This is a genomic window from Thermoplasmata archaeon, assembly GCA_035532555.1.
Taxonomy (GTDB): domain Archaea; phylum Thermoplasmatota; class Thermoplasmata; order Lutacidiplasmatales; family UBA184; genus Lutacidiplasma.
Map to the genome: position 1 here is coordinate 64,828 of DATKQS010000024.1, position 22,709 is coordinate 87,536.

Annotated in this window: 24 protein-coding genes and 2 tRNA genes; 12 read left to right on the forward strand and 14 right to left on the reverse strand. The window is 68.8% G+C overall.

The genetic code is table 11. The features are described from left to right. Positions 1 to 11: 11 nt before the first annotated feature. From VMV28_07075 to VMV28_07085, 3 genes are read left to right on the forward strand one after another with little or no spacing between them, the layout of a single operon-like run. A complete protein-coding gene (locus tag VMV28_07075) occupies positions 12 to 1,604 on the forward strand; it encodes an AMP-binding protein (protein ID HUZ80360.1) in 1,593 nt (530 codons plus the stop codon). 19 nt (positions 1,605 to 1,623) lie between these two features. Continuing rightward, positions 1,624 to 2,007 carry a twitching motility protein PilT gene (locus tag VMV28_07080; protein ID HUZ80361.1) on the forward strand — a complete coding sequence of 128 codons (384 nt, stop codon included), beginning with the start codon at positions 1,624 to 1,626 and terminating at the stop codon, positions 2,005 to 2,007. 48 nt (positions 2,008 to 2,055) lie between these two features. Then, complete coding sequence (locus VMV28_07085) at positions 2,056 to 3,105, forward strand: alpha/beta family hydrolase (GenBank protein HUZ80362.1); 1,050 nt, start codon at positions 2,056 to 2,058, stop codon at positions 3,103 to 3,105. Between the two features lie 7 nt (positions 3,106 to 3,112). Here VMV28_07085 and VMV28_07090 read toward each other — a convergent pair whose 3' ends face one another. Beyond that, positions 3,113 to 3,508 carry an SCP2 sterol-binding domain-containing protein gene (locus VMV28_07090; GenBank protein ID HUZ80363.1) on the reverse strand — a complete coding sequence of 132 codons (396 nt, stop codon included), beginning with the start codon at positions 3,506 to 3,508 and terminating at the stop codon, positions 3,113 to 3,115. A gap of 33 nt (positions 3,509 to 3,541) precedes the next feature. Continuing rightward, entirely contained in the window at positions 3,542 to 4,504 is a 963-nt protein-coding gene (locus VMV28_07095; GenBank protein HUZ80364.1) for a 3-hydroxyacyl-CoA dehydrogenase family protein, read from the reverse strand. Positions 4,505 to 4,607: 103 nt separating this feature from the next. Between VMV28_07095 and VMV28_07100 the strand changes: the two genes are divergently transcribed. Then, positions 4,608 to 4,723: transfer RNA gene (locus VMV28_07100), tRNA-Ser, on the forward strand. Between the two features lie 11 nt (positions 4,724 to 4,734). Here the strand turns inward: VMV28_07100 and VMV28_07105 are convergent. From VMV28_07105 to VMV28_07115, 3 genes are read right to left on the reverse strand one after another with little or no spacing between them, the layout of a single operon-like run. Further along, the gene (locus VMV28_07105) at positions 4,735 to 5,052 is read right to left on the reverse strand and encodes an OB-fold domain-containing protein (protein ID HUZ80365.1); all 318 of its coding nucleotides are present in this window, start codon (positions 5,050 to 5,052) and stop codon (positions 4,735 to 4,737) included. Between the two features lie 2 nt (positions 5,053 to 5,054). Then, on the reverse strand, positions 5,055 to 6,188 hold the full coding sequence (locus VMV28_07110) for a thiolase family protein (GenBank protein ID HUZ80366.1): 1,134 nt from the start codon (positions 6,186 to 6,188) through the stop codon (positions 5,055 to 5,057). Further along, positions 6,185 to 6,805: a Holliday junction resolvase gene (locus tag VMV28_07115; protein HUZ80367.1), complete on the reverse strand. Its 621-nt coding sequence runs from the start codon at positions 6,803 to 6,805 to the stop codon at positions 6,185 to 6,187. The genes VMV28_07110 and VMV28_07115 overlap by 4 nt, the downstream gene beginning before the upstream one ends. Here VMV28_07115 and VMV28_07120 point away from each other — a divergent pair. After that, entirely contained in the window at positions 6,795 to 8,246 is a 1,452-nt protein-coding gene (locus VMV28_07120; protein ID HUZ80368.1) for a hypothetical protein, read from the forward strand. The genes VMV28_07115 and VMV28_07120 overlap by 11 nt on opposite strands. Before the next feature lie 45 nt (positions 8,247 to 8,291). Here VMV28_07120 and VMV28_07125 read toward each other — a convergent pair whose 3' ends face one another. The 5 genes from VMV28_07125 to VMV28_07145 form a co-directional block, all read right to left on the reverse strand. Next, entirely contained in the window at positions 8,292 to 9,278 is a 987-nt protein-coding gene (locus VMV28_07125; protein HUZ80369.1) for a zinc ribbon domain-containing protein, read from the reverse strand. 40 nt (positions 9,279 to 9,318) lie between these two features. Further along, entirely contained in the window at positions 9,319 to 10,479 is a 1,161-nt protein-coding gene (locus VMV28_07130; protein HUZ80370.1) for an SPFH domain-containing protein, read from the reverse strand. A 15-nt stretch (positions 10,480 to 10,494) separates the two neighbouring features. Continuing rightward, the gene (locus VMV28_07135) at positions 10,495 to 11,172 is read right to left on the reverse strand and encodes a zinc ribbon domain-containing protein (protein HUZ80371.1); all 678 of its coding nucleotides are present in this window, start codon (positions 11,170 to 11,172) and stop codon (positions 10,495 to 10,497) included. Position 11,173: 1 nt separating this feature from the next. Beyond that, complete coding sequence (locus VMV28_07140; GenBank protein HUZ80372.1) at positions 11,174 to 11,707, reverse strand: hypothetical protein; 534 nt, start codon at positions 11,705 to 11,707, stop codon at positions 11,174 to 11,176. 114 nt (positions 11,708 to 11,821) lie between these two features. Next, positions 11,822 to 14,389, reverse strand: a complete 2,568-nt coding sequence (locus tag VMV28_07145; GenBank protein ID HUZ80373.1) for a tetratricopeptide repeat protein — start codon at positions 14,387 to 14,389, stop codon at positions 11,822 to 11,824. 160 nt (positions 14,390 to 14,549) lie between these two features. On the opposite strand from VMV28_07145, the gene VMV28_07150 reads away from it, so the two are divergent. After that, entirely contained in the window at positions 14,550 to 15,821 is a 1,272-nt protein-coding gene (locus VMV28_07150; protein ID HUZ80374.1) for an HD domain-containing protein, read from the forward strand. Positions 15,822 to 15,837: 16 nt separating this feature from the next. Here the strand turns inward: VMV28_07150 and VMV28_07155 are convergent, their stop codons facing one another. Continuing rightward, positions 15,838 to 16,236, reverse strand: coding sequence for an EVE domain-containing protein (locus VMV28_07155; GenBank protein HUZ80375.1), 399 nt, complete (start codon positions 16,234 to 16,236; stop codon positions 15,838 to 15,840). A gap of 76 nt (positions 16,237 to 16,312) precedes the next feature. Here VMV28_07155 and VMV28_07160 point away from each other — a divergent pair, with 76 nt between their 5' ends. The 5 genes from VMV28_07160 (at position 16,313) to VMV28_07180 (ending at position 19,964) form a co-directional block, all read left to right on the forward strand. After that, on the forward strand, positions 16,313 to 17,359 hold the full coding sequence (locus VMV28_07160) for a glycosyltransferase family 4 protein (protein ID HUZ80376.1): 1,047 nt from the start codon (positions 16,313 to 16,315) through the stop codon (positions 17,357 to 17,359). A 115-nt stretch (positions 17,360 to 17,474) separates the two neighbouring features. Then, a tRNA-Ser gene (locus VMV28_07165) sits at positions 17,475 to 17,594 on the forward strand. A gap of 244 nt (positions 17,595 to 17,838) precedes the next feature. Beyond that, positions 17,839 to 18,594 (forward strand): iron-containing redox enzyme family protein, encoded by a 756-nt coding sequence (locus VMV28_07170; GenBank protein ID HUZ80377.1) that lies wholly within the window; start codon positions 17,839 to 17,841, stop codon positions 18,592 to 18,594. A 204-nt stretch (positions 18,595 to 18,798) separates the two neighbouring features. After that, positions 18,799 to 18,966 (forward strand): hypothetical protein, encoded by a 168-nt coding sequence (locus tag VMV28_07175; GenBank protein HUZ80378.1) that lies wholly within the window; start codon positions 18,799 to 18,801, stop codon positions 18,964 to 18,966. Continuing rightward, complete coding sequence (locus VMV28_07180; GenBank protein HUZ80379.1) at positions 18,963 to 19,964, forward strand: transcription initiation factor IIB; 1,002 nt, start codon at positions 18,963 to 18,965, stop codon at positions 19,962 to 19,964. The genes VMV28_07175 and VMV28_07180 overlap by 4 nt, the downstream gene beginning before the upstream one ends. A 14-nt stretch (positions 19,965 to 19,978) precedes the next feature. Here the strand turns inward: VMV28_07180 and VMV28_07185 are convergent, their stop codons facing one another. Then, positions 19,979 to 20,614, reverse strand: coding sequence for a DNA-3-methyladenine glycosylase 2 family protein (locus VMV28_07185; GenBank protein ID HUZ80380.1), 636 nt, complete (start codon positions 20,612 to 20,614; stop codon positions 19,979 to 19,981). 83 nt (positions 20,615 to 20,697) lie between these two features. Here VMV28_07185 and purN point away from each other — a divergent pair, with 83 nt between their 5' ends. Then, the gene (purN, locus tag VMV28_07190) at positions 20,698 to 21,354 is read left to right on the forward strand and encodes a phosphoribosylglycinamide formyltransferase (GenBank protein HUZ80381.1); all 657 of its coding nucleotides are present in this window, start codon (positions 20,698 to 20,700) and stop codon (positions 21,352 to 21,354) included. Here purN and VMV28_07195 read toward each other — a convergent pair. Further along, complete coding sequence (locus VMV28_07195; GenBank protein HUZ80382.1) at positions 21,297 to 21,725, reverse strand: ParB N-terminal domain-containing protein; 429 nt, start codon at positions 21,723 to 21,725, stop codon at positions 21,297 to 21,299. The genes purN and VMV28_07195 overlap by 58 nt on opposite strands. Further along, positions 21,722 to 22,708 (reverse strand): FAD binding domain-containing protein, encoded by a 987-nt coding sequence (locus VMV28_07200; GenBank protein HUZ80383.1) that lies wholly within the window; start codon positions 22,706 to 22,708, stop codon positions 21,722 to 21,724. Before VMV28_07200 ends, VMV28_07195 begins: the two co-directional genes overlap by 4 nt. Position 22,709: the final 1 nt, after the last annotated feature.

Sequence of the window (22,709 nt, forward strand, 5' to 3'; positions counted from 1 at the left end):
CGCCTCGCCGGATGCTCGGCCCCGAGGAGGAATATCACGACCTCGCGACGCTCGTGGTCGCGAAGGCCGCGAAGAACGAGGAGAAGGTCGCGGTACGCTTCGGCAACAAGACCCTCTCCTATCGCGATCTCGATCGCGAGAGTCGGCGAGTGGCCTCCGGCCTCCAGGCCGCGGGAATCGGGCACGGAGATCGGGTCGCCGCGTTCCTGTTCAACGGCCCAGAGTTCCTCTCGCTCTGGTTCGGGCTCTCCCGCCTCGGGGCCGTCCTGGTTCCGCTGAACACGGCCCTCAAGGGAGAGATCCTCCGCTACGAGCTCGATGATGCCGCCCCGAAGGCGATCGTCGTTGACGTTCGGCTCTGGCCCACCTACGCCGCGGTCCGTGGTCCGAGCCCTATCCCGAGGGAATGGATCCTCACGCCGGGGACTTCGGTCGATGCGCTCCCACCGGACGTCGCGAACTTTGCATCGTTGCCGAGCGACGCGCCGCTCGGTCCCGTGGACCCTCCGCAGCCGTGGGAGGCCGCGGCGATCATGTACACGAGTGGCACGACCGGGCCTCCCAAGGGAGTCCTCGTGCCGCACGAGGGCTACCTCGTTACTTCGGCCGAGATCGGGCGAAGAAGCCGCCTTCACGACGGCGCGGTGCTGTTCACGGGGCTCCCCCTGTTCCACTGCAACGCCCAGGAGATGACGACCCTCGCCGCGATGCTCAACGATCTCACGGCCGCCTTCGAGGAGCGGTTCCACGCGAGCACCTACTGGGAGACCGCCGCCGCGATGGGAGCGACCCACGTTTCGCTGTTGATCTCGATGATCAACGTGCTGTACAAGCAGCCCGAGAAGCCGACCGATCGCCATCACACCGTGCGCGTCGCCCTCACCGCCGGAACGACGAAGCAGATCTGGCCGGAGTTCGAGAAGCGCTTCGGCCTGACCGTGATCGAGCTCTACGGGATGACCGAGTGCGGGTGCACGACGCTCATGAATCCCCCGAACGCGATCCGGGTCGGCTCGATCGGAACTCCCCTCGACTTCGTCGAGGCCGAGGTGGTGGACGAGCAGGATCGCCCCGTGCCGAACGGAGAGCGGGGCGAGCTGATCGTTCGGCCCCGACGACCGTTCACGATGTTCCTCGGCTATCTCAACAAATCCGAACAGACCGTCGACGCCTGGAGGAACCTGTGGTTCCACACGGGGGACTACGTGACGCGCGACGCGGACGGGTACTACTACTTCGTCGACCGTAAGAAGGATGTCATCCGCCGCCGCGGGGAGAACATCGCGCCGTATGACGTGGAGACTGCGATCAACCACCACCCCGCCGTCTTCGAGTCCGTCGTGGTGGCCGTCCCCTCCCCGCTCGGAGAGGACGACGTGAAGGCGTTCGTGCAGCTCAAGCCCGGCGCGACGGTGGACCCCAAGGCGCTGTTCGAGTTCGCGAGCGAGCGCCTTCCGTTCTTCATGGTGCCGAAGTACATCGAGTTCCTGGACGAGATCCCCAAGACGGCCAATCAGAAGGCCCAGCGCTACCTCCTCCGGGGACGGCGCGGAGGTCAGGAGTACGACCGAGACACCCTCGACGTCGTCCTCCGCAAGCCGTAGCGTCGATCGGGGCCCCCCGATCGTCCTCCTCGACGCCAACGCGCTCGTGCTGTGCGCCCGGGCTACCTTCCCTCTCGAAGCCGAGATCGAGCGCCTCGTGGGACCGACACGGATCGCGGTGCCGGCCTCCGTCCTCCGCGAGCTCGACGGCCTCCTCCAGCGAGGGACCCCGGAGGCGGGGCTCGCCCGGGCCCTGGCCGGGCGGTTTGCCTCGATCGATTCCCCCGGAAGCGGCGACGACGCGATCTTGGAACTCGCCGTCGAGCGTCACGCCTTCGTGGTGACCTCGGATCGAGATCTGTCCGATCGACTCGTGAACGCCGGGCTCGACGTTCTCATGCCGAGGGACCGGGACCGGCTTGTCCGCCGGGCCGGCCGATCGCGACCCGCCGGTAACGGTTAAGACTCGTACCCCGCTCGCCGGGATGGAGCGCGTGGGTGGGATAGGGCGATGCGAGACGACGACAAGCTGTTGGACCTTCCGGACGCGGAGTTCGGGAGCGGCGTCATCGGGGTCTGCGACGTCTGCGGCACCCGCCAGGCCGTGATCGTCCTGCAGAAGGAGCGCTTCAAGCTCTGCGTCATCGATTTTCTCAACAAAACCTGGCGGAAGAGCACGAACGCCCCCGGCGCTCCGCTCCCCCCGTACCGCAGCGAACGGATCTGGTTTCCGAGCAAGGCGGTCCCGGGCGGGAGCGCACCGGCCATCGTGCTGACTCCGACCAAGCCGGTCCGCCACCCCGCCGTCCTCATCACTCCCGACGTCTACGGCCTGACGACCACGGTCCTGGACGCGGCGATCCGGTTCGCACGAGAAGGATTCGAGGTCCTGCTGCCCGACCTGACGAAGAGCGCGGGGTTCGGCGCGTCGCTCCACTTCGCGCTCCGCGGAGACGTACGGTTCCGTGGAGGGGTCGCGATCCGGTCCGAGCGGGTCGCGACGGTCCTCGAGCTCTACACCGACGCGCTCGATACCCTTCGAGCCCGCGACATGGTGGACCCGGCTCGCACGGCGCTCTTCGGGACGAGCTACGGAGCGAGCCTCGCGCTCGCCCTCGCCGCTCAAGATCCCAAGCTCGCCGCCGTGGCGCTCGCCTATCCGGTGGGCACGAATCCTCCGGACCTCGCCAAGCTCGTCACCGTGCCGATCCTCTGCATCTCGGGGGACCGGGATCGCCTCGCCCAGAAGGCCCGGGCCCAGCTCGACCACGCTCGGATGGAGACCCGCAGCGCCTTCGAGTTCGTGGATCTGCCCGGCGCGCGGCACGACTTCCTCTCTCGGGATTCCTCCCATTACGATGTCGCGACCGCCGAAGAGGGTTGGACCCGCATCATCGGGTTCCTCCGTCGGCAGCTCTTGCCTCCGCCCCCGAAGCCGCCGTCGGTGCCGAGCAAACCGGCCGCGCCCGCTGCGGCCTCCCCGGCTGTGCGTCCCGCGGCAGCCGCGGCGACCTCGGCCGCCCCCGTCGCGACCGCCCCGCCGCCTCCGGCGCCGAGTTGACCCTTCCCTACTCGACCGGGATCGAGCTCACGTCCTGGACCAGCTGACGTGCCGCCCGGGTGAACCGCAGAAGCTTCGCCATGTTCCCCCGCACCTTGAGAGTGCCTCCCATGATGGCCTGCACCGGGTCGATCTGGCGGCCGAGCACCCGCTGCCAGTTCTCCGCCGACGCTTCGAACACGAACTCGCTCTCCGTGCTCCGAGAGTCCGCGACGAACTGGGCTCCGCGGCACTGACCGTTCGCGAGATCGAGGTGGATCCCGGGCGCGGGCGCATCGACCGCACCACCGGTCACCCGCAGGAGAATGTCACCCTCCCAGCCGCGTGCCGCGTCGGCGTACTCGGTGTCTCGGTTCACCACCGCGCGAAGAGCGTTGGCCCACGGCTGAGAAGGAAACTTCATGGTCCACCGATGCGCGCCGGTCGCTTAAGCGGCTCAGGAGTACTCGTAGAAGCCGCGCCCCGTCTTTCGACCTAGGTGCCCGGCATCGACCAATCGACGCAGCGTCGGGGAGGGGCGGTACTTCGGGTCGCCGAATTCGCGCTGGAGCGTCTCCGACACTTCCAAGGCGACATCGAGCCCGATGAGGTCCGCGAGCTCGAAGGGTCCCATCGGAAACCCCGCCCCGGACTTCATCGCGAGGTCGACGTCCCGGGAGGAAGCCAGGCCCTCTTCGAGCACGAAGCACGCTTCGTTGAGGACCGGGAGGAGGATCCGGTTGACGACAAATGCCGGCGACTCCTTCACCCGGATCGGAACGATCGGGAATCGGTGGTTGCGCAGCCCCTGCAGGAATTCGATCGTGTCGGTCACGACGTCCTCTCGAGTATCGACGCCGCCCGCCACCTCGACCAGGGGGAGCGTGTACGGCGGGTTGAAGAAGTGAGTGACGAGCGTCTGGGAGACGTGCTGGAGACCGCGGGCGAGCCGGGTGATCGAGAGGGAGGAGGTGTTCGAACCAATCACCGCGTGCTCGGGGAGGACCGCGTCGAGCGCTTCGAGCACCGGCCGCTTGACCTCGGTGCGCTCGAAGACCGCCTCGACCACGAAGTCCACGTCCCGGAACTCGTCGTACGTGGTGGTCCCGCGGACGCGTGCCACCACCTCCGCTCCACGGGCCGGCGTGAACTTGGGCGCGAGCTTCGCGCGGAGCGTCGTGATCTGAGCATCCGTGAGCTGGACGCCGAGCGCTCCGATCCGTTCGATCTCCGTGTCCGCGCGCCCGGCGTTGTACGCGACGAGCTCGTCGACGTGGCCCCGCACTCGGCCGAGGCCCTTCGTCACGAGCTCATCGCTGACGTCCTTGAGAACTACCGGAATCCCATTGAACGCGAGGACCTCGGCGATCGCCGATCCCATGGCTCCGGCTCCCACCACGCCCGCATGCGTGACGCGCATCGACTACCCTCGACCGAAGGAGCACGGGGGCGTGAATAGGCTATCGGCGGTCGTGCCGTCGAAGCCACAGAGTTTAAGGGCGGACGCTTCTCGGTGTTATCGCGCGGGGATGGCCCAGCCCGGTAAGGCGCAGGATTGCTAATCCTGTGGTGATTTCACCTCGGGGGTTCAAAGGGAGGCCGGGGGAGTCCCGGCCTTCGGAAAGTCCCCCTCCCCGCGCTCCGTGATCCCTATCCGGGCGGCGCGGAGTTGAAACGATACACGTCGCCTTCCTTGCGAATGCCGACCGTGTCGCCGATCACCGGCAACGGACCCTCCACGATCCCGAGCAGGCGAACCGCTTCGGTGAGCTCGACCAGCGCGATCCGGTGAGGGGCGCTCCAACCTTCGGCGGGGCTCGTGAGCTCCGTGACGGCGACCACGGTTCCGAGGGGCGGGACCTCCACCGCGAGCGCCTCCCGCATGCCGCAGCGAGGGCAGGGGCCGTTGCCCGGAACGTACAGCCCCTGACACGAGACGCAGCGCCGGAGTTGGAGGGGGGGCACCATGGTCAGGACGCCTCCCGGCCGAGGATCGTCACGAAGTTGTGGGAAGCCATTCCGCCGATCGACTGGGCGAGCCCGATCCGGGGAAGGCGCGGAAGCGCTCGCGGCCCGGCCTCGCCCCGGAGCTGGCACGCCACCTCCGCGATCTCGGCGAGCCCGGAGGCGCCGATGGGGTGGCCGCGGCCGAGCACGCCCCCGGATGGATTGACGGGAAGTCGGCCGTCCGGCGCTACCCAGCCCTGCGCGAACCAGTTCCCGGCCTCTCCCGGACCGCAGACCCCGAGATCCTCGAGGTCGATGAGCGCGAACGGCGCGAACGCATCGTGGAGTTCGATCACTTCGAGCTCCTTGCGGGTGATGCGAGCCATCTCGTACGCGCGCCTCGCCGCGACCCGCGTCGCCGCGAAGGTCGTGAGATCGACCCGGTCGATCAGCCGCATCGCGTCCAGCCCCTGTCCGAAACCGAGGACCGAGGCGGGTCCGGCGCCTTTCTCCACGACGAGCGCTACGGCCCCGTCGGAGATGGCGGGGCAGTGCAACAGACGCAGGGGTAGGGCTACGGGCCGGCTCGCGGAGACCTCGTCCGCGCGGACGGGGGTCTGGAACTGGGCGTTGGGATTCAGCGCGGCCCGGGCCCGCATGTGGACGCTGACGAGGTCGAACACCGACGGGGACACGCCGTACCGAGCACAGTAGCGCTGCGCGATGAGCGCGGCGAGCCCGGGCATGGTCGCGCCAGCGGCCACCTCACTCGGGTGAAGCGAGTTCGCCAGCGCGCGGGTCACTTCCGGCGTCGGGGGGCCGGTCATCTTCTCTGCGGCCACGACGAGCGCCCGCTCGTATCGGCCGGACTCGATCGCGAGCACCGCTGCCTGGAAGGCGGCCGCGCCGGACGCGGAGGCCGCGTCGACGCGGAAGCCGGCGGTCGACTCCATGCCGATCCGGCTCGCGAGCCGCGGGACGGTGCTCTCGAGACCATTGACCGCGCCGGTCAGCATGCTGCCGACGACGAGCAGGTCCACCGGCTTGCGTCCGAGTCCCTCGAGAGCGAGGGTCGCGGCCTCCGCCGCTAGGTCGAGCCATCCCTCGGTCCGCCGGCCGAACCGGCCGAGCCCGAGCGCGCTGACGTGGACGGTCATGTCGTCGTCTCCGCGCTCGGCGTCTCCGTGAGGAACCTCACCGTGGAGAGGAATCGGGAGAGCGGCATACCCTGCTCCCAGTGGATGATCGCATTGCCCTCTCGGGTGGTATCGAGCGTGGGGAGCCGGCGGCAGACCAGGTTCAGGATCCCTCGGATCGGTGCCTTCGTTCCGATGTACATCCGCCAGGGATCGGGATCGCGGTAGCCCACCCTACGGTACGCGTACAGCACCGTGAGCCCCACCCGCGCGACCGCCTTGCGGTGGCCCTCGAGCTGAACGAGTCCCCGGCCCCCCGCGGCGGTGAAGTAGATCGTATCCTCCGCGGAGGATTTGACCTCGAGCGGGAACGCGAACTCCCGGCGCAGTGCGATCAGGTCCAGCCCGAGGGAGCCGGCGGCGCGGATCACGAGGAACGGCTCGTCGATGATCCGTTCGAACTCGGTGCGATCGCTCGGTTCGAGCCCCTTCGCGTAGGCGCGCACGGCACGGGGGTCCCCCTGGAGGAGGTCTTTGAGCTCGCGCTCGTAGGCCGATGCGTACCGACGCACGGACTCCTCAGCTCGAACGGTAGCTAATAAGGTGGTCTTGCACTCGTACTGCCTCGTGCCCTCCACTCCGCGCGTCGAGATCGCCGAGGCCGACCTTCCGATCGCGCGGGTGCTCGCCGCGGTCGTGCAGGATGCGGACCGTCGGCGCCGGATCCGGGGGATCGCGACCCAGGGCGCGACGTTCCGCCTCTCCGAGCTGCGCACTCGCCTATTGCGCGAGCGCGTCTTCCAGGACCCGAGCCGCCTGATCCTGCGGCTGCGGCGGCGGGGCCTCCTCATCGATCTGCCGGAGGGAAAGACGGACCGCAGCTACCACGTGGCCTACCCCGAGGAGCTCCGGGCGCTGCTGCTCGAGGAGGTCGCCCGGTCCGATACGTTCGAGCCCACGGCGCTCCAGCCCGTCCCGGACGAGCACGCCGAGATCCGATCGATGGATTCGGAGTTCCTGCAGCGTCTGCGCGAGATCCTCACGCGCCGCCTCGACGAGACGATCGAGTTCGGCGCGACGTTCGACATCGGCCGGTTGGCCGACTACCTTCGGGGGCTCTTCGGCGAGGCCCTGTACTTCGATTCGCTGATCGCGATCCTTCAACAGTACGCGCTCGCGGACGTCCCGCTCCTCGCCCCGACCGGCCGGTCCACGGGATCGACCGGCTTCCATCTCGCCCTCTTCGGGCCGCCGGGAACGGGAAAGACGTTCTCGATCGACGATATGATCCGCGGGAACCCGAAGAGCGGAGTGCCACCCCATGGGCTCCCGGGCCGCAACCGGTACTGCGGCGGGATCACGCCCGTGCAGTTCCTTCGGGTCGGCGCGGCCTACAGCGGACGAACGTTCAATTTCATCGTGCCCGAGTTCAATGACTGGTTCAAGTACCGTGGCATGGTCGAACCGCTGAAGCTCGTGATGGAGCAGCGCGAGGTGAAGTGGGAGACGACGTTTGGAACGGTCGGGCCGTACACCTTCCACTCCTTCTTCAGCGTCAACTACAACGTGCGGACGGCCGGGGCGCAGGACTACTGGACGACGATCTCGGATCCCAACTTCGCCGCGCTCGAGGACCGGATGCTGTTGCGCTTCCATCCCATGACGCGGGAGCGATTCCGCGCGGTCGAGGCGAGCGCGGAGCGGCTCGAGCTCGGTGAGCTCGACTTCTCCTTCGGGGAGCGGATCCACGACCATCTCACGCTCGTCCATGCGATCGAGACGGGCCATCCGCTCCTCGCGGGCAAGTTCCCCTCGCGATCGGTGCGTCTCGACCGCGGGCTGTACGGGAGCCTGCGCACCGTCTCCGAGGAGGCCCTGCGCACCACCGAGCATCCGAAGTTCTCCCCGCGCCTCAAGTCGCGCGCGGTGAAGCTCGCGGCGGCGGCTTCCCTCCTGACGTACTTCCACGTCCCGGGTACCGAATCCATCGGGATCGGCCCGGCCGAGGCCGAGTTCGCGCGTCGTTTCTACGAGGACGAGATCCGCTCGCGCCAGGGCCGACAGGGATCTATCGAGTGACCCGGCCCCTTCGGGGAGTCGAGGATCCGTCGCGCGCGAGGCGCCTTACCCGGGCGCGTTCATCACGCGGCCGGAGTGGGCATCGACGAGGAAGACCACCGTTCCGCCCTTGTGCTCGATCGTGACCTGCCAGATCGGAGCGTGGAGGAGTTCGCCTTCCGAGACCTGGACGTCCGACTGGAAGTGGCTCACCATGCGGTGGCGCTTGTGGGCCTGCTCGGATTGGAGCTGGGTCACGTAGGCCTTCGCCGCGTTCTTCGCGGCCTCTTCCGTGAGGTCCCCGTTCAGGATCGGCGCACCGTTCGGGACGCTCTTTCGATCGAAGAACGTGCGCTCCGTCAGCGCGAATGCGTAGTCCTTGGGTTGGTAGTTCGAGAGCGCGCGGACGGCGAGGACGGGGTACTCATACTCCCCGGTGATGATGTCCTGCCGCGTCGAGTTCACGCTGGGCCCCGCCATGATCGGGATGAACATGCCCCCCCCTCCCATCTGCCGGTTGACCGCGCCGCCGATCGCCGCGCTCAGCGCCATCGTCGCCACGGTCGATCCGACGCCGACGGCGATGTCCGTGTACTGGTAGTTGGTGCTCGCCGAGACCGGCAGGATCCAGTACGGGATCATCGACAGCTTGTGATCGACGATCTTCGACTCCTCGAACTTCTTCCGGTTGAAGAACCCGGTGTCCATGAAGGCGCGGACGATCCCGAGCATCGCGTCCGGATCGATCAGCTTCGGCACGAGCATCGTGTGCTTGGAAATCTCGTTCCATCCGCTCCCCCCCAGCGAGACGGAACTCCCGCAGTAGTCGCAGGTGATCACCGTCTCCCCGAAGACCGGCTTGAGCGGGGCGCCGCACGAGGGACACTTGAACTCCTGCACGCCACCGGCGGCCGCCGGAGCGACGGTCGGGGCGGCATGGGAGGTCGAGGTAGAGGCCCCTGCGGCACTCGCGCCGCCCGGGGTCGGGGTACCGCATTTGAAGCAGAACTTCGCGTCGTCGGGGAGCTGCTGGCCGCACTTCACGCAAAACATTCGTTACTCTCCGTTCGAACCTCGGTCCGCAGACCGTCGCCTAGGAGCCGAGCGCAGCCCCGCAGTTCGGACAGAACTTTCCACTCCCGGCCACCACCGCCGAGCACTTGGGGCAGGTACGGGGCGCCGGTGCGGCGAGTGACGCGCCGCAGGCCGGACAGAACTTCTGGCCGGGAGCGGTCGCCGCGCCGCACTTCGGGCACGGAGGGCCGCCGGCGGGTGCCGGAGCGGCACCGATGGCCGCCCCGCATGCCGGGCAGAATCGGGTGCCCGGCGGCACCAGTGCCCCGCACTTCGGGCAGGGAGAGGAGGGACCGCCGCCATACATCCCGCTCATCTGGCCGGACATACCGTAGCCGATCCCCATTCCCGCGCCGAGACCGACGCCGGCGCCGGCGAGCGAACCCGCCGTTCCCGAGGTGTTGGACGCGGCCTCCGTCATCGCTTGGCCCGCCTGGTACTGCATGTAGTTGACGCCGAGAACGCCCATTTGGGATCGCGTGTTGACGGCCTTCTGCACTTCATCGGGCAGGTTGACCGAAAGGCCCTGGAGCTGGTTCATCTCGACCCCGAGCGGGCCGAAGTGATCCGGGGCGGCTCCGAGCACCGCCTGTTCGATCGTCGTCAGCTGGACGGCGAGGTCGGTGACGCGCACGCCCTGCTCCTTGAGCTTCCCGAGGGTGTTGTAGACGAGGATGACCATCTGGTCCCGCAGCCGGGTCTCGACATCGTCGCTCGACGCGGCCCCGAACGTTCCCACGAACTGGTTGATGAACACGTCCGCCGCGCTCACGCGCCAGCGGAAGCTGCCGAACACGCGCAGGCTGACGAGGCCGAAGTCCGGGTCGCGGAAGATGTACGGCTCCGAGCTGCCGAACTTGCCATCGAAGATGCGCTTCTGCAGGTAGTAGACCTCGGCCTCCTGTTGGACGCCCGAGAGCGCCTTGACGAGCCCGCCGACCACCGGCGCGTTCAGGCTCGTGAGGGCGTATCGGTCGGGACGGTCGATGTAGGAGAGGACCTTTCCGTCGCGGTAGAACACCGCCATCTCGTCCTCTCGGACGACGATGTTGTCGTTGAGGCGGATGTTGCGCGGAACGCGCCACATCACGTTGGGGCCCTTGTTGGCGTCGTCCCAGTTGATTGTCGTCGATCCGAACAGGCTCCCGCCCTTCGGCGGGATCGGTTGATTGGTCACCATCGTCTCGTTTCCTCCTTATTGCACCAGGATGCCTTGGACCGCCTTCAGCCGGACCTGGAATGCCTGCTGAAGCTGGCTGACCTGACTTCGCGCGCTGGCCACCAGGCGCTGCAGGTCCGCGGCATTCGCTCCGGCCGCGAGGGCGGGGAGGGGGGCGAGCGTCTGGTCGAGCTGGTCCGCCGCCAGGACGAAGCCGTAGTCGTACTCGTAGAGCCGGTCGAGATCAGCATTGCCGACCCGGGTCGCCGGCGAGATGCCCGAATACCCTTGTTCCGCGCTCCGGATCTTAGGCTCCAGGGTGAGGAGGTCGGAAATGAGCGGGGCGAGGTCCATCAGGACCGAGAACTGCCCGGACTGGGTCAGGGCCGCGCGCGCGTTCTCCGCGCTCGTGCGCGCGTTCTTGATCTTGTCCGCCACCTGGCGGCGTAGGATGCTGTCCGCCGCGCGAATGTCCTCGCCCTGGCGGTACGCTCGGAACCCGGGGACGAGCAGCTGCAATCGTTTGAGGGTCCCCCGATCCTGATCGACCTTCTCCCTCAGATCAACCGGAGCCGAACCGGCGGCCGCCGTCGCGGGCGGGGCCGGAATGGGGCCCCCACACGACGGGCAGAACCGGTCGGACGCACCCACCGGCGCGTGGCAGGACGGGCAGACCCGCGGGGCGGGTTCGGTCGGCCCGGGGGGAGGCATCACGTCAGGGACCCCGCGAGCTCGGGGGGGAGGGAGGAGGAGCGGTCGCCGGAGCGTCCGGCGCGTGAGCGGTCTGGTAATCGAACGCGGAGACGGGCGTCCGAGCGCGCCACTCGGCCCGGGCCGCCTCGCGGGGAGGCTCGGTCGCGAGCATTCGGCTGCGCCAGGCGATCCCCGCGATCGACCCGGCGAGAGCGACGAGCGTCAGGACGAGGCCGGTGACCTGCCAGACGAGCGCAAGGCTGTACGCCGGGGCCGGAAGCGCGAACGTGACGAGAAGGAGCGCGAACCCGAAGGCGTAGAACGCCCAGGCGAGGGTGCGCTGCGGGGCCGGGTTCGCCGCGGAGAGGGACTGCGCGAGGTAGGAGATCGCGGCGAACACCAACGAGAGGATCCCGATCGTGACCAGGCCGAGGTAGTGGCCGTTCTGGGGGAGCAGGAGGTACATCCCCACCATGAGCACGACCGCCGCGACGAACAGGATCGCGGCGACGATCGGCGCGGCGATGCGTGACACCGGCGTAGAAACGGAGGCCATTCGTGAACTCCGAGTGTAATGGGGGAGGGCGATATATCAGGATGACCCCCCGATGTGGGCGTCCGAGGAAGTTGGGATCGGCTGGGAGCGGAAGCACTCTCCGGCGAGAACGGTTCAGAGCCTCGGTTCCTCGTCGGTGCGCATGCGCCGAGGTGGGCGAGCTGCCGCTGCTTCCGGGGCGGGCGCGATCGACGGAGGGGCCACGACGGGCCGGGCTCGGGCCGCTGCCTCACGGGGAGCTCGAGGTTCCCTCGGCGGGCGCTCGGGAGCTTCGTCCTCATCGTCGTCCCGATCGGGTTCGTCACGGGCGTCCTTCGGAGGGGCCCGTTCTCGCCGTGTCAGAGCGGCTCGCGGGGTCACGGGCTCGGCTTCCTCTGCCGGCAGCGGGGGCCGTGGGCCCGCGTGAACCGGAGCGGCGTGGGCATGGGGCCGGTCCGGCCCGCCGATCGGTGCGTTCGATTGGTCCACGGGGTAGCGGCACTTCGGACACTGCCGGAAGTTGCCGAGACAGTGCTCGCAGATCGGAGCACCGCAAACATGCGTGATGGCGGCGATCCCGCCGCACCCGATGCACCGGATCGGCTCGGCTCCCCGCCGATGAGATATCGGAGTGAGCCCGGCGGAAGCCCCGCCGAGAGACACCCCGTATCCCCCGCCCCCCGAGGGATGACCGGCGACGAGCCCGGCGGCGCCTTCGTGGGGGAAGAAATGCGGCTCGGCGACCAGAACGGGGAGCGCCGCGTTCGCGAAGGCAGCCGCCGCCGGAGCGGCCCCGCCTCCCAGCGTGAGCGTGGGCAGAGGCGCGTGGGCGGCGCCCCCGGCACGCTCCACGGTCTGGATGAGGCGCGCCTTGAAGATCCCGATTCGAAGGTCGCGCACGAGTTCAAAGACGGTTCGATCGTCGCCGCCGGCGCTCATCGCCTGGCGTGCTAGCTCTTCGACATCGGGGGTGAGCTCGAGATTCTCCGGCCGGATATCGAGGTGGAGCACGGCCTCGAGGTAGGCGAAGAGCCTCTGGACCTGTTCGAGGGACGTCTCCGCCGGGCTGAGCACGGCGATGTCCGCGAGGCTCAGCGAACCGGGTTCGATCCCGCCCGGCCATCGCTCGACAGCCGAAGTGATCAGACGGACCGATACCGCCTCGAGCTCGGCGAGTTCCGCCGCGGGCAGGCGATAGACATCGATCTTCGGGGTCCGGCCCATCGCCGCGATCACCGAATCGAGCATCTCGAATGGCACTCGAAGGGAGACGAAGAGATCGTTCTTGGTGATGGGGCGGTGCAAATCGGCTTCGAGGCGCAGGGCCGCGAGGCCCTGTCGGTCGATGGCGAAGTCGCGTCGCTTCTGGCCGGCGGCCTTCTTCCCTTCCTTGGCCGCGTCGGACTCGGGGTCGATCAACAGCGCGCGATCGAAGCTGGCGAGCGCCGGCTCGGGCTGCCGAGCGGCGAGCAGTGCGAGACCCCGGCGGGTCCATGCGTTCCCATCGTGGGGTGCGATCTGAACGGCCCGATCGTACAACGAGAGTGCCTCGGTGGAGTCCCCCCGGCGCTCGGCGACGAACCCGGCCCGCAGCAGGATCGATGCGTTCCCCGGGACGAGCTCGACCGCGTGCGCGAATGCGGCGGCGGCTCCGGCCCAGTCCTCCCGGGAGATGTCGAGCTCTCCGAGACGGATCCACAGCGAACTGGATTTCGGGAGGAGCTCGAGCCCGTGCTGGACCTCGCGAGCGGCTTCGTCCCGGTTTCCGAGCCCGCTCTCCGCCTCGGCGAGCAGGAGCACGAGTCGTTCGTCCCGGGGGATGCGGCCGAGCGAGCTGCGCAACAGCTCGCGCGCTTCGGAATGCTTGCCCTCCTCCATGAGGGAGTGGGCGGTTCCCGCAACGGCCACGGCTGAGCTCGGTTCCTTGCGAAGGATCTCCTCGTAGATGGCGCGCGCTTCCGCCGGGCGTTCGGCCCGCGATAGGATCTCCGCGCGCAGGAGGAGCATCGCATCATCCGCAGGGTCTGGGGCGGTACCCGGAGCGCTCCCGGCATCCAGCCGCTCGAGCGCGAGGTCCGGGCGGCCGGATTCCATCAGGAGACGGACCCGACGGAGCGTCACGTCGCGGGTGCGCTCTGGATCGATCTCTATCACCTGGCCATAGGCCGCTTCCGCCTCCCCGACCATCGAGAGCCGAGCCGCGAGATCGCCAAGTCGCAGGTAGAGCGTGGGATCGCGGGCGTCGGGACCGTCGATGCGCAGTACCGCATGGAGCGTATCGTACGCCGCTCGAGTCTCTCCCGTGATCTCCTGGACCTCGGACCTCTCGATCTGGACCGCACGATCGGCCGGGTCGAGTCGGGCAATTGCGGTCAGGGAGTACAGAAGTTCCTGCGGGTTGCGCAGGGCTCGATAGGCTTCGGCGCGGGTGCGCCATACATCGACATCCTCCGGGCGTTGCGCGAGAAGGGAGTCGCATACTCGCACGCAGGCCGCCGGGTCGCCCGCCAACTCGAAGGTGCGCGCGATGCCCAACAGCCCTCCGCGATCGTTCGGGGCGGATCGCAGCCCCTCCTGGTACTCCGCGATCGCCTCCGGGAACGCCCCACGCTCGGCGAGCGAGCGCGCGTGCTGGAACACGGCGTGGGCGGGTTCTAGTTCGCCCGGGCCGGGCGGCTCAGTGACAACAACTCTCCCGGGCATCGATGGTAAAAACGGCGGTATATGCGATAAATAGCTTCTCTACCACAGGAAGCGGAACTCCGGGCACGGACTCGAGGACGGCGCCGGTCGTCGGCCGACGCTCGACCGGCCCGCCGCCGCGTTGCCGAGGAGTTTATTCCTCGGGCGCCCTCGGGCAATCGTGCGGCCACCCACCTCGCCCCCGCGGAAGTCGATCTTCGACCCGGTCCACGGTCAGATCGAGCTCGAGGGGGCCGCGCTCGCGCTGGTCGGAACGCGGGAGTTCCAGCGCCTCTGGGGGATCCACCAGACGGGGTTCGCCCACCTCGTGTTCCCGGGAGCGAATCATACGCGACTCGAACACTCGCTCGGTACCTACTGGGTCGCGCGGGAGATGGCTCGCCACCTCGATCTGGACGCCCCTTCGACCGAGCTCGCGATGGTCGGCGGGCTGCTCCACGATCTGGGTCACCCGCCCTTTTCCCACACTCTCGAACCCTCCATGCGGGAGGTGCTGGGACGTGGGCACGAGGCGGTCTCGCGCGCCCGGATCGTCGGAGCGGAGATCCCCGGTGTGGAGGAGGACCCCGAGGCGGTCACGGTTCCGACCACCCTCGAGAAGCACGGACTCCGGCCCCGGGACATCGCCGACCTCGTCGATCCGCCGCGCCACCGGGAGCTCCATGGACTCCTCCGCTCGATGCTGCACAGCGCGGTGGACGCGGATCGCATCGATTACCTTCAGCGCGATGCGCACTACACCGGGGTCGCACACGGCGCGATCGACGCGGTGCGGCTGCTCGACACCATCCGAGCCCACCGCGATCGGATCGCGTTTGCCGAGAAAGGCCGGATGGCGGTCGAGGGGTTCCTCGTCGGTCGGGCCCTGATGTACGCGGCAGTGTACTACCACAAGACGGTGCGCGCCGCCGAACTCATGGCCCAGGCGGCCGTCGAGCGCTCCGAAGGGTATCCGGAATCCGCGCGTGTTCTGTTCTCGTGGACCGATGGCGAGCTCCTCACCCGCCTCCCCGATCGTGGAGGTCTCACGGCGCGACTGGTGAAGGGCCTGCTCGAGCGGCGCTTGTACAAGCGCGCGTATCGTCTGACGGAACTCGATGCGGGAAGGGCCCGCCGGTGGGCTCGGATCCTGCGCTCACCGGCCGAGCGTCGACAACGCGAGGACGCGCTCGCCGAACGCCTCCGAGCGCCGCCGGGGAGCGTCCTCTTCGATCTCGCGGGCCTCGAACCCCGGGGCCGCCCCCTCGACGATTGGGCGGCGATCGCCGTCCTCGGGCGTCGGGGCGCGACGTACCCGTTCCGAGCCGCCTCTCCCTGGAGAGCCTTGGTCGAGCGACCCGCGGCCGACTCGCCCGTCGTGGTGTACACCGCCCCGCGGTATCGGGCGGCGGCGTCTCGGATACTGGCGCGCTCGCCCTCGCTCCTTCCCTAGCGAACTCTCGGAGCCTTCACTCGAGAGCGAGCACGCGATTCCACTGGGCCCCCGTCAACGGGAGGACGGAGAGCCGACCGATCCGCACGAGGGGGGAGTCGGAGAACACCGCCTCCTGCTTCAGCCGTTCGAGCGGTACGGGGTGGTGGAGGGCGCGTACGGGGCGGACCTCGATCGACCAGGAGCCCCGATCATCGTGAGGGTCGGGGCGAGGCTCGGAGGAGACCCGGAGGATTCCCACCGCGGCGCGTTCCGCGCCGGTATGGTACATAATCGCTTCGTCGCCGGGCCGCATCGCGCGCAGATGCCGGAGCGCGAGCGCATTGTGAACGCCGTTCCACTCGGTCGTGCGATCCCGGACGAGATCGGAGAATCGATAGCTCTCCGGATCCTCTTTGAGCAGCCATCGCGCCATAACCTCCCGAGTTCGCCGGAGGCATTACGGGCTCGGTCCGCCACGCCCTTTATACCGGACGGTCCCTCGGTACGCTGTGCGCGTCGTCCTGGTCGGCACCGGGGTCTATCCCATCCCGCCGCCCGGCTACGGTGCGATCGAGCGCCTCATCGCCCAATACGCGCAAGCGCTGCAGGCCGGTGGCCACGCGGTCACGGTAGTTCAGGAGGTCCGGCGCCAGCAGCCCGTCGACGAATACTGGTTCGCAGGCCGGTTGAAGGGGCTCCTCCGTTCCCAGACCGCCGACATCGTTCACGCTCAGACCCCGGTGGTGGGGAACCGGATCGCCTCGCTCGGCATCCCGTACGTCTACACGACCCATTCTCGCAACTGGTTCTCGGTTCGGGGGCTCACGCAGCGATGGGGATTCCGGCTGGAACGCCGCGCGATCTCGCGCTCGGCGGCCACGATCTGCCCGACGGATCGCCTCAACGCGGAGGTCAGCCGGCGCTTGGGAACCCATCGCCCCGCGGAGCTTCCGACGATCCCCATCGGAATCGATGTGGGCTCGTGGCGACCGGCCGAACCACCCCCCGCGACGGTCTCCGCCCTCGCGGTAGGGACCGTGATCCCGATCAAGCGATGGGAGCAAGCCGCGGGCGCCCTCGCGGGAACGGGGATCCGACTGCGTCTTGCCGGCCCGGTGCCGGATCGCGCCTACGCCGAGCGCGTTCGATCGGCCGGTCCCGTGGAGATCCTCGGCGAGATCCCCGATGCCCAACTGCAGGAGGAGTACCACGCCGCGTCGTTCCTGATCCACCCCAGCGCGAGCGAGATCCTTCCCGTCGCTGTGCTCCAGGCTTTCGCGTGCGGAATCCCCGTGATCGGGTCGGAGGCCATCCGGCCGGTGCTCGAAGATGGAATCGCCGGATTCATCGCGGTGCCGGATTCGCGCGGCAGCCTCGCCTCGAGCCTTCGGGCGCTCGCCGTGCAGCTCCGAGATGACCGTCCGTTGCGCGCACGCCTGGGCGCCGGGGCTCGGCGCTGCGCGGAGGAGCGGTACAGCTGGCCGAAGATCGTGGCCGCTCATCTCGACCTGTACGAGGCCGTCCGCAATCGCTTCGGCCCGGCACTCCCCGGCTAGCCCCGTACGACCCGCGGACGCCCGGGCTCGCCGGTCGCCTCGATGGCGTCGAGGCCGTAATTTCAAGGATTCCGAAGATACTCTCTTATGGGGTACGCCCTATCGCGTCTCCGGTGCTGAGGTAGCCTAGCTCGGCCAAGGCGCCAGATTCGAGATCTGGTGGTGCGTATGCATCGCGGGAGTTCAAAGGGGACCCGGCCACATGTCCGGGTCTCGGAGATTCTCCCCCTCAGCGCCTCCCATCGCCCGCGGCGGATCGTTGTCACGCTCGAGATCACGCGGGCGGGTTCGGTAGACCGACGTCGGGTCCTCATCGCCCCCGGCTCTTCGATCCGGGAGGCGCTCGCAGCCGTGGGAGCTCCGCCGGAAGGTAGCGCGGTCCTCCGCGAGGGAGTTCCTCAGCCACTCGATGCGACGATCGACCGCTCGGTGCGCCTCACGGTCATTCCCACGTTCTCGGGGGGATAGTTCCGCCGCCCATGCCTTCCGCGCGGGGCGCGGGGGTTGCAGGGCACGCAGGAATCGTTCCCGAACCGACCGAAAAGTACGACTACCTCCAGAGGATGGAGCCGGAGATGACGACCCTCCGCGAGCTGGACACTGCGATCCGGACCCGGCACCTGCTGAAGCACCCGTTCTACACGGCATGGTCGCGCGGCGAACTTTCGCTCGACACGCTTCGACAGTACGCCGGCCAGTACTACCACTTTGAATCCAACTTCCCGCGCTACGTCGGGGGCGCCTACGCCCGGCTCCAGCGCGCGGAGGATCGTCGCGTCCTGCTCGAGAACCTCCAAGACGAGGAGGGGTCGTCGCCGACGCACCCGGAACTCTGGATCGATTTCGCCCGTGGGATCGGAGCTCGCTGGTCCGCCCGCCGGCCCCCCGCGCCTACGCGGCCCACTCGGAACCTCTGCTCGACCTACGAGGCGCTCACGATCGGGGCCGGCGAAGCCGCCCCGGCACTCGGAGCTCTGTACGCGTATGAGGCGCAGTTCGCCGAGGTCGCGGCGGAGAAATCGCGCGGCTTGCGGGCGTTCTACGGCGTCCGAGCGAAATCGGCCCACGAGTTCTTCCGAGTCCACACGGTCGCCGACGTGGAGCACTCGGCTGCGGAGCGAGCTGTCCTCGCCCGGGAGTTGCGGGCGTCGCCCTCCGCGGGTCCCGCGACCGGCCGCGCGGTCGACCGGACCCTGGGCGCCTGGTGGAGCTTCCTCGATTCGTTCGCTGGCTGAACGAACCGAGGAACCAGCGGAAACGGAACTCCCTCGAAGCCGAACCGTAACGCTCATATAGGTATCGCAAGTGGTTTATACCACTTGTCGCGCGTCGACGGGCGATCGGCATCGCGAGAGGTCGGTACGGTTTTGGCCGTGACCCCCACGGGGACGCTGACGGTGCGCTCCTCCGGAGCGGATGTCGCTCCGGAAGGAACCATCGTGACAGATCATAAGGGTGGATTCCGCGGGCGCGTGCTGCGAGTGTTCGGGCCGGTGTCTCGGCCGTACTTGGTCGTTCGGCCCCGGCGGACGGTCTCGCCCGCCGAGGGCGCGGCCCTCATCGGAGCGAGCCTTCTGCGCGACTCGAGAGAGGAGGGCGCGAGATGACGGTTCCCCGTGAGAGCGCCAAGGAGCCGAAGACGGCAAACCTCGCGGTCCCCGCCGGGCCGAAGGCCGCCGCGAAAGCCGGGGACCTCGTCGTTCCCACCCGTTGCACGAATTGCGGATCGACCCACCTGACCCGCGACTACGAACGCGGCGAACTGGTCTGCGACGAGTGCGGTCTGGTCCTCGAAGAGGCGATGATCGACCAAGGCCCCGAGTGGCGTGCCTTCGACGCGGAGCAGGGCGCGAAGCGGGCCCGCACGGGCGCCCCGAGCACCCTGACGATCCACGACAAGGGGCTCTCGACCGAGATCGGTTGGCGCAACCGCGACACGTTCGGCAAATCCATCCCAACGCGCAACCGGGCGCAGCTCTACCGGCTTCGGAAATGGCAGCGACGGATCCGCGTCTCGAACGCGACCGAGCGCAATCTTTCGTTCGCGCTGGCCGAGCTCGAGCGCATCGCTTCGAGCATGGGGCTCCCGCGCAACGTCCGGGAGACCGCGGCGATGATCTATCGAAAGGCGGTCAATCGCAACCTGATCCGCGGCCGCTCGATCGAGGGAGTGGTCGCGGCGTCGCTCTACGCGAGCTGCCGCCAGTGCAACGTGCCGCGCACGCTGGACGAGATCGCGTCCAAGTCGCGCATCGGACGCAAGGAGATCGGACGGACCTACCGCTTCATGACGCGTGAGCTCCAGCTCAAACTGCTCCCGACGAAGCCCGCGGACTACATCCAACGGTTCTGCTCGGAGCTCAAGCTCAAGGGAGAGATCCAGACCCGCGCGAACGAGATCCTAAAACTGGCGACGGAGCGGGAGCTAACGAGCGGGCGCGGCCCGACGGGCGTCGCCGCCGCCTCGATCTACATCGCGAGCGTTCAAGCCGGGGAGCGCCGGACCCAGCGCGAGGTCGCGGAGGTCGCCGGCGTGACCGAAGTGACGATCCGCAATCGCTACAAAGAGCTCACCGAGAAGCTCAACCTGCGCGTGATGCTCTAGAACCGATGCGCCGTCTACCGCGATGCGGCGATCACCGGCTCGGTGTTCTCCAGGCTTCGCCATAGATAGTACGTCGCGTGGGATCTCCACGGCGCCCAGGGCCGGCCGATCCGTTCCACCGTGCGCTCCGCGGGGAGAGCGCGGTACCCATAGGAGAGTTGGACCGCCCTGCGCACTCCCAGGTCGCCGGTGGGAAGGACGTCGGGTCGGCCGAGCGAGAACAGCAGGAACATCTGCGCGGTCCAGCGGCCGATCCCGTGGACAGCGCTCACGTGTTCGGTGATCTCCTCGTCCGTCATGCGGGGGAACCGGTGGAAGTCGATGCGCCGGTCCACGACGTGCGACGCAAGGTCCCGTAGATAGCGGATCTTCTGCGGCGAGATCCCCGCGCTACGCAGTGTCGCGTCGGACGATGCGAGGAACCACCGCGGGGGAGGCATCGCGCGCGTGCCCGCCGTCCGTTGGATCTTCCGCAGGATCGACGCGCCGGCCGCGCCGCTGATCTGCTGGTAGATGATCGCGCGGGCGAGCGCGGGGAACCCGGAGGGGCGCACCGGCGGTTCGTGGAGGCCGACCCGCCGGATGATCCCGGCCATGACCGGATCCGACCTGCCGAGGTGCCGCGCGATCGAGCGGGACGAGGGGGCCATGCTCGGAGGCGAGCCTCGGGCGCAGTAACCGTTGGCGCCCCGCTCCCCACCACCGTATTCTAGGGCGGCGAGGTGAACGGGCCGTGCCGCCGCCGCTCTCCATCGGGGTCCTCGCGTCGGGAGAGGGAACGACCCTCGAGGGGATCGCCCGGGGGATCGCCGAGCACGGGATCCCGGCGCGCATCGTGCTCGTCGTGTCCGACCGAGAGGGGGCCCCGGTGGTGGACCGCGCCCGTCGCGCGGGATTGCCCGTCGCGGTGCTGCCGGTTCGCGGGACCGAGCGCGAGGCGTGGGCGCGCGAACTCACGCGGCTCCTGCGGACCCACGGCGTCCAACTCGTGGTCCTCGCGGGATTCCTCGCGATCTTACCCGAGGGCTGGGTGGAAGAGTGGCGCGGCCGGGCCATCAACCTTCACCCATCGCTCCTGCCACGGTACGGGGGACGCGGCATGCACGGCTTGCGGGTCCACGCGGCCGTGCTCGCGGCCGGTGATCGCGAGACCGGCGCCGCGGTGCACATCGTCACCAACGAGGTCGACGGCGGTCCGGTCCTCGGCCAGGACCGTATCGAGGTTCGACCGGCCGATACACCGGAGTCGCTGCGCGATCGGCTGCGCCCGATCGAGATCCGTCTAATGATGGAGACGATCCGGCGGTTCGCAATCGGAGAGCTCGCGCTGCCCTATCCGGTCGCCGCGTCGGCCGGCGCCGCCAGCGCCTCCGAGAGCCGTACGGGGTGAGCGGGCAGCTTCACGTGGAGGATGTGGCGGGTCGTCTTCGGCGGGAACGGCTCGCTGGCCCGCGCGCGTCGCACGACCTCGGCTCGGGAGATGGGGGGCCCCGGACGCCACCGTTCGAGGGAGATCACCGAGTCGTCCTCGTACTCGACCGCCCAGACCGGGATGCGGGTCGCTCCGAGCCGTAGAAGGGCGGCGTAGCGGTGGTGGCCGTCGAGCAGCACGCCCGTCGCGCGATCGATGTAGATCGGGGTCTCGCACACGCCCGAGCGCTGCATCTGCCTCGCGAGCTTCTCGACGCGCACAGGGTCGGTCCGTTCGTGGATGAGGATCCGGTCGGCCGGCCACCACTCGAACGTAGGGCCCGAGCTCATGCCACCCTCGCGGAATCGCGCACCTTCGTGAGCGCGCGGCGCACGAACACTCCGACCATGCGCTTGCGGTACTCCGGGGCGAGGAAGGTGTTGTGGACGGGGCGCGACTGCCGCACGACCCCCTCCGCGATCGCCCGGATCCGCTCGTCGCTCAAGCGCGAACCGACGACGGGGTCCGTCAGTTCGTCGAAGCGGCGGGGGCGGGTCTCGACGCCGCCGAGGCCGAGCCTCAGCCCCAGCACTCGGTCTCCGTCGAAGCGCCCGGCGGCCGCGACGCCGAGCTCGGGGAAGTCGAACGAGGGACGCACGCGCAACTTCAGGTATGTCGCGGCACGCTCGCGCGCGTCCTTCGGCAGATGGACCGCGACCAGGAGCTCTCCCGGCGCCATGCGGTGCCGGCGGATCCCGTCGCCCTCGGCGTCGTACAGGCGCTCGAGGGCGACCCGGCGCCGTCCGTCGGCCCCCGCGATCTCCACTTCGGCATCCAACACCTCGAGGGTGGGGGCGAGATCGCCACTGAACGTGGCGTAGCACTTCTCCTTCTGGGGCACGACGTGGCACCGATCCCCATCGGCCTTGAGGCAGTAGCCGAGGCTCGCGCGCCAGAACTCGCTCTGGTTGAAGAAGAAGCATCGCGTCTCGAGGAGGAGATTGCCGCCCACCGTACCCGAGGCCCGGACGAGCGGGGTGGCGATCTCGCGGATCGCCTCCCAGATGCCGGGGTACGAGCTCGCGAACGCGCGGTCCCGCTCGAGGTCGGCGAGTCGAGCCATCGCGCCGATCCGATCGAGCGAGATCCCGTCGAGCTCGGCGACGTTCCCGAGCGCGATCAGGTGGGGCCGCACGTTCAGATGCATCTTGTAGTTCGGCAGGAGATCCGTCCCGCCGGCGAGGTAATCGGAGCCGTCGACGTGCTCCGCGCGCAGGCGCACGGCTTCCTCGATCGTCGTCGGCTGGTAGAGCTCGAACGGGTCGAGATGCATG

Bases quoted from the DNA above. Each gene is read 5' to 3' on its own strand.
- VMV28_07075 (HUZ80360.1), top strand. From the start codon at position 12: ATGCTCGGCCCCGAGGAGGAATATCACGACCTCGCGACGCTCGTGGTC.
- VMV28_07085 (HUZ80362.1), top strand. From the start codon at position 2,056: ATGCGAGACGACGACAAGCTGTTGGACCTTCCGGACGCGGAGTTCGGG.
- VMV28_07090 (HUZ80363.1), bottom strand. From the start codon at position 3,508: ATGAAGTTTCCTTCTCAGCCGTGGGCCAACGCTCTTCGCGCGGTGGTG.
- VMV28_07095 (HUZ80364.1), bottom strand. From the start codon at position 4,504: ATGCGCGTCACGCATGCGGGCGTGGTGGGAGCCGGAGCCATGGGATCG.
- VMV28_07105 (HUZ80365.1), bottom strand. From the start codon at position 5,052: ATGGTGCCCCCCCTCCAACTCCGGCGCTGCGTCTCGTGTCAGGGGCTG.
- VMV28_07110 (HUZ80366.1), bottom strand. From the start codon at position 6,188: ATGACCGTCCACGTCAGCGCGCTCGGGCTCGGCCGGTTCGGCCGGCGG.
- VMV28_07125 (HUZ80369.1), bottom strand. From the start codon at position 9,278: ATGTTTTGCGTGAAGTGCGGCCAGCAGCTCCCCGACGACGCGAAGTTC.
- VMV28_07130 (HUZ80370.1), bottom strand. From the start codon at position 10,479: ATGGTGACCAATCAACCGATCCCGCCGAAGGGCGGGAGCCTGTTCGGA.
- VMV28_07140 (HUZ80372.1), bottom strand. From the start codon at position 11,707: ATGGCCTCCGTTTCTACGCCGGTGTCACGCATCGCCGCGCCGATCGTC.
- VMV28_07145 (HUZ80373.1), bottom strand. From the start codon at position 14,389: ATGCCCGGGAGAGTTGTTGTCACTGAGCCGCCCGGCCCGGGCGAACTA.
- VMV28_07155 (HUZ80375.1), bottom strand. From the start codon at position 16,236: ATGGCGCGATGGCTGCTCAAAGAGGATCCGGAGAGCTATCGATTCTCC.
- VMV28_07170 (HUZ80377.1), top strand. From the start codon at position 17,839: ATGCCTTCCGCGCGGGGCGCGGGGGTTGCAGGGCACGCAGGAATCGTT.
- VMV28_07180 (HUZ80379.1), top strand. From the start codon at position 18,963: ATGACGGTTCCCCGTGAGAGCGCCAAGGAGCCGAAGACGGCAAACCTC.
- VMV28_07185 (HUZ80380.1), bottom strand. From the start codon at position 20,614: ATGGCCCCCTCGTCCCGCTCGATCGCGCGGCACCTCGGCAGGTCGGAT.
- VMV28_07195 (HUZ80382.1), bottom strand. From the start codon at position 21,725: ATGAGCTCGGGCCCTACGTTCGAGTGGTGGCCGGCCGACCGGATCCTC.
- VMV28_07200 (HUZ80383.1), bottom strand. From the start codon at position 22,708: ATGCATCTCGACCCGTTCGAGCTCTACCAGCCGACGACGATCGAGGAA.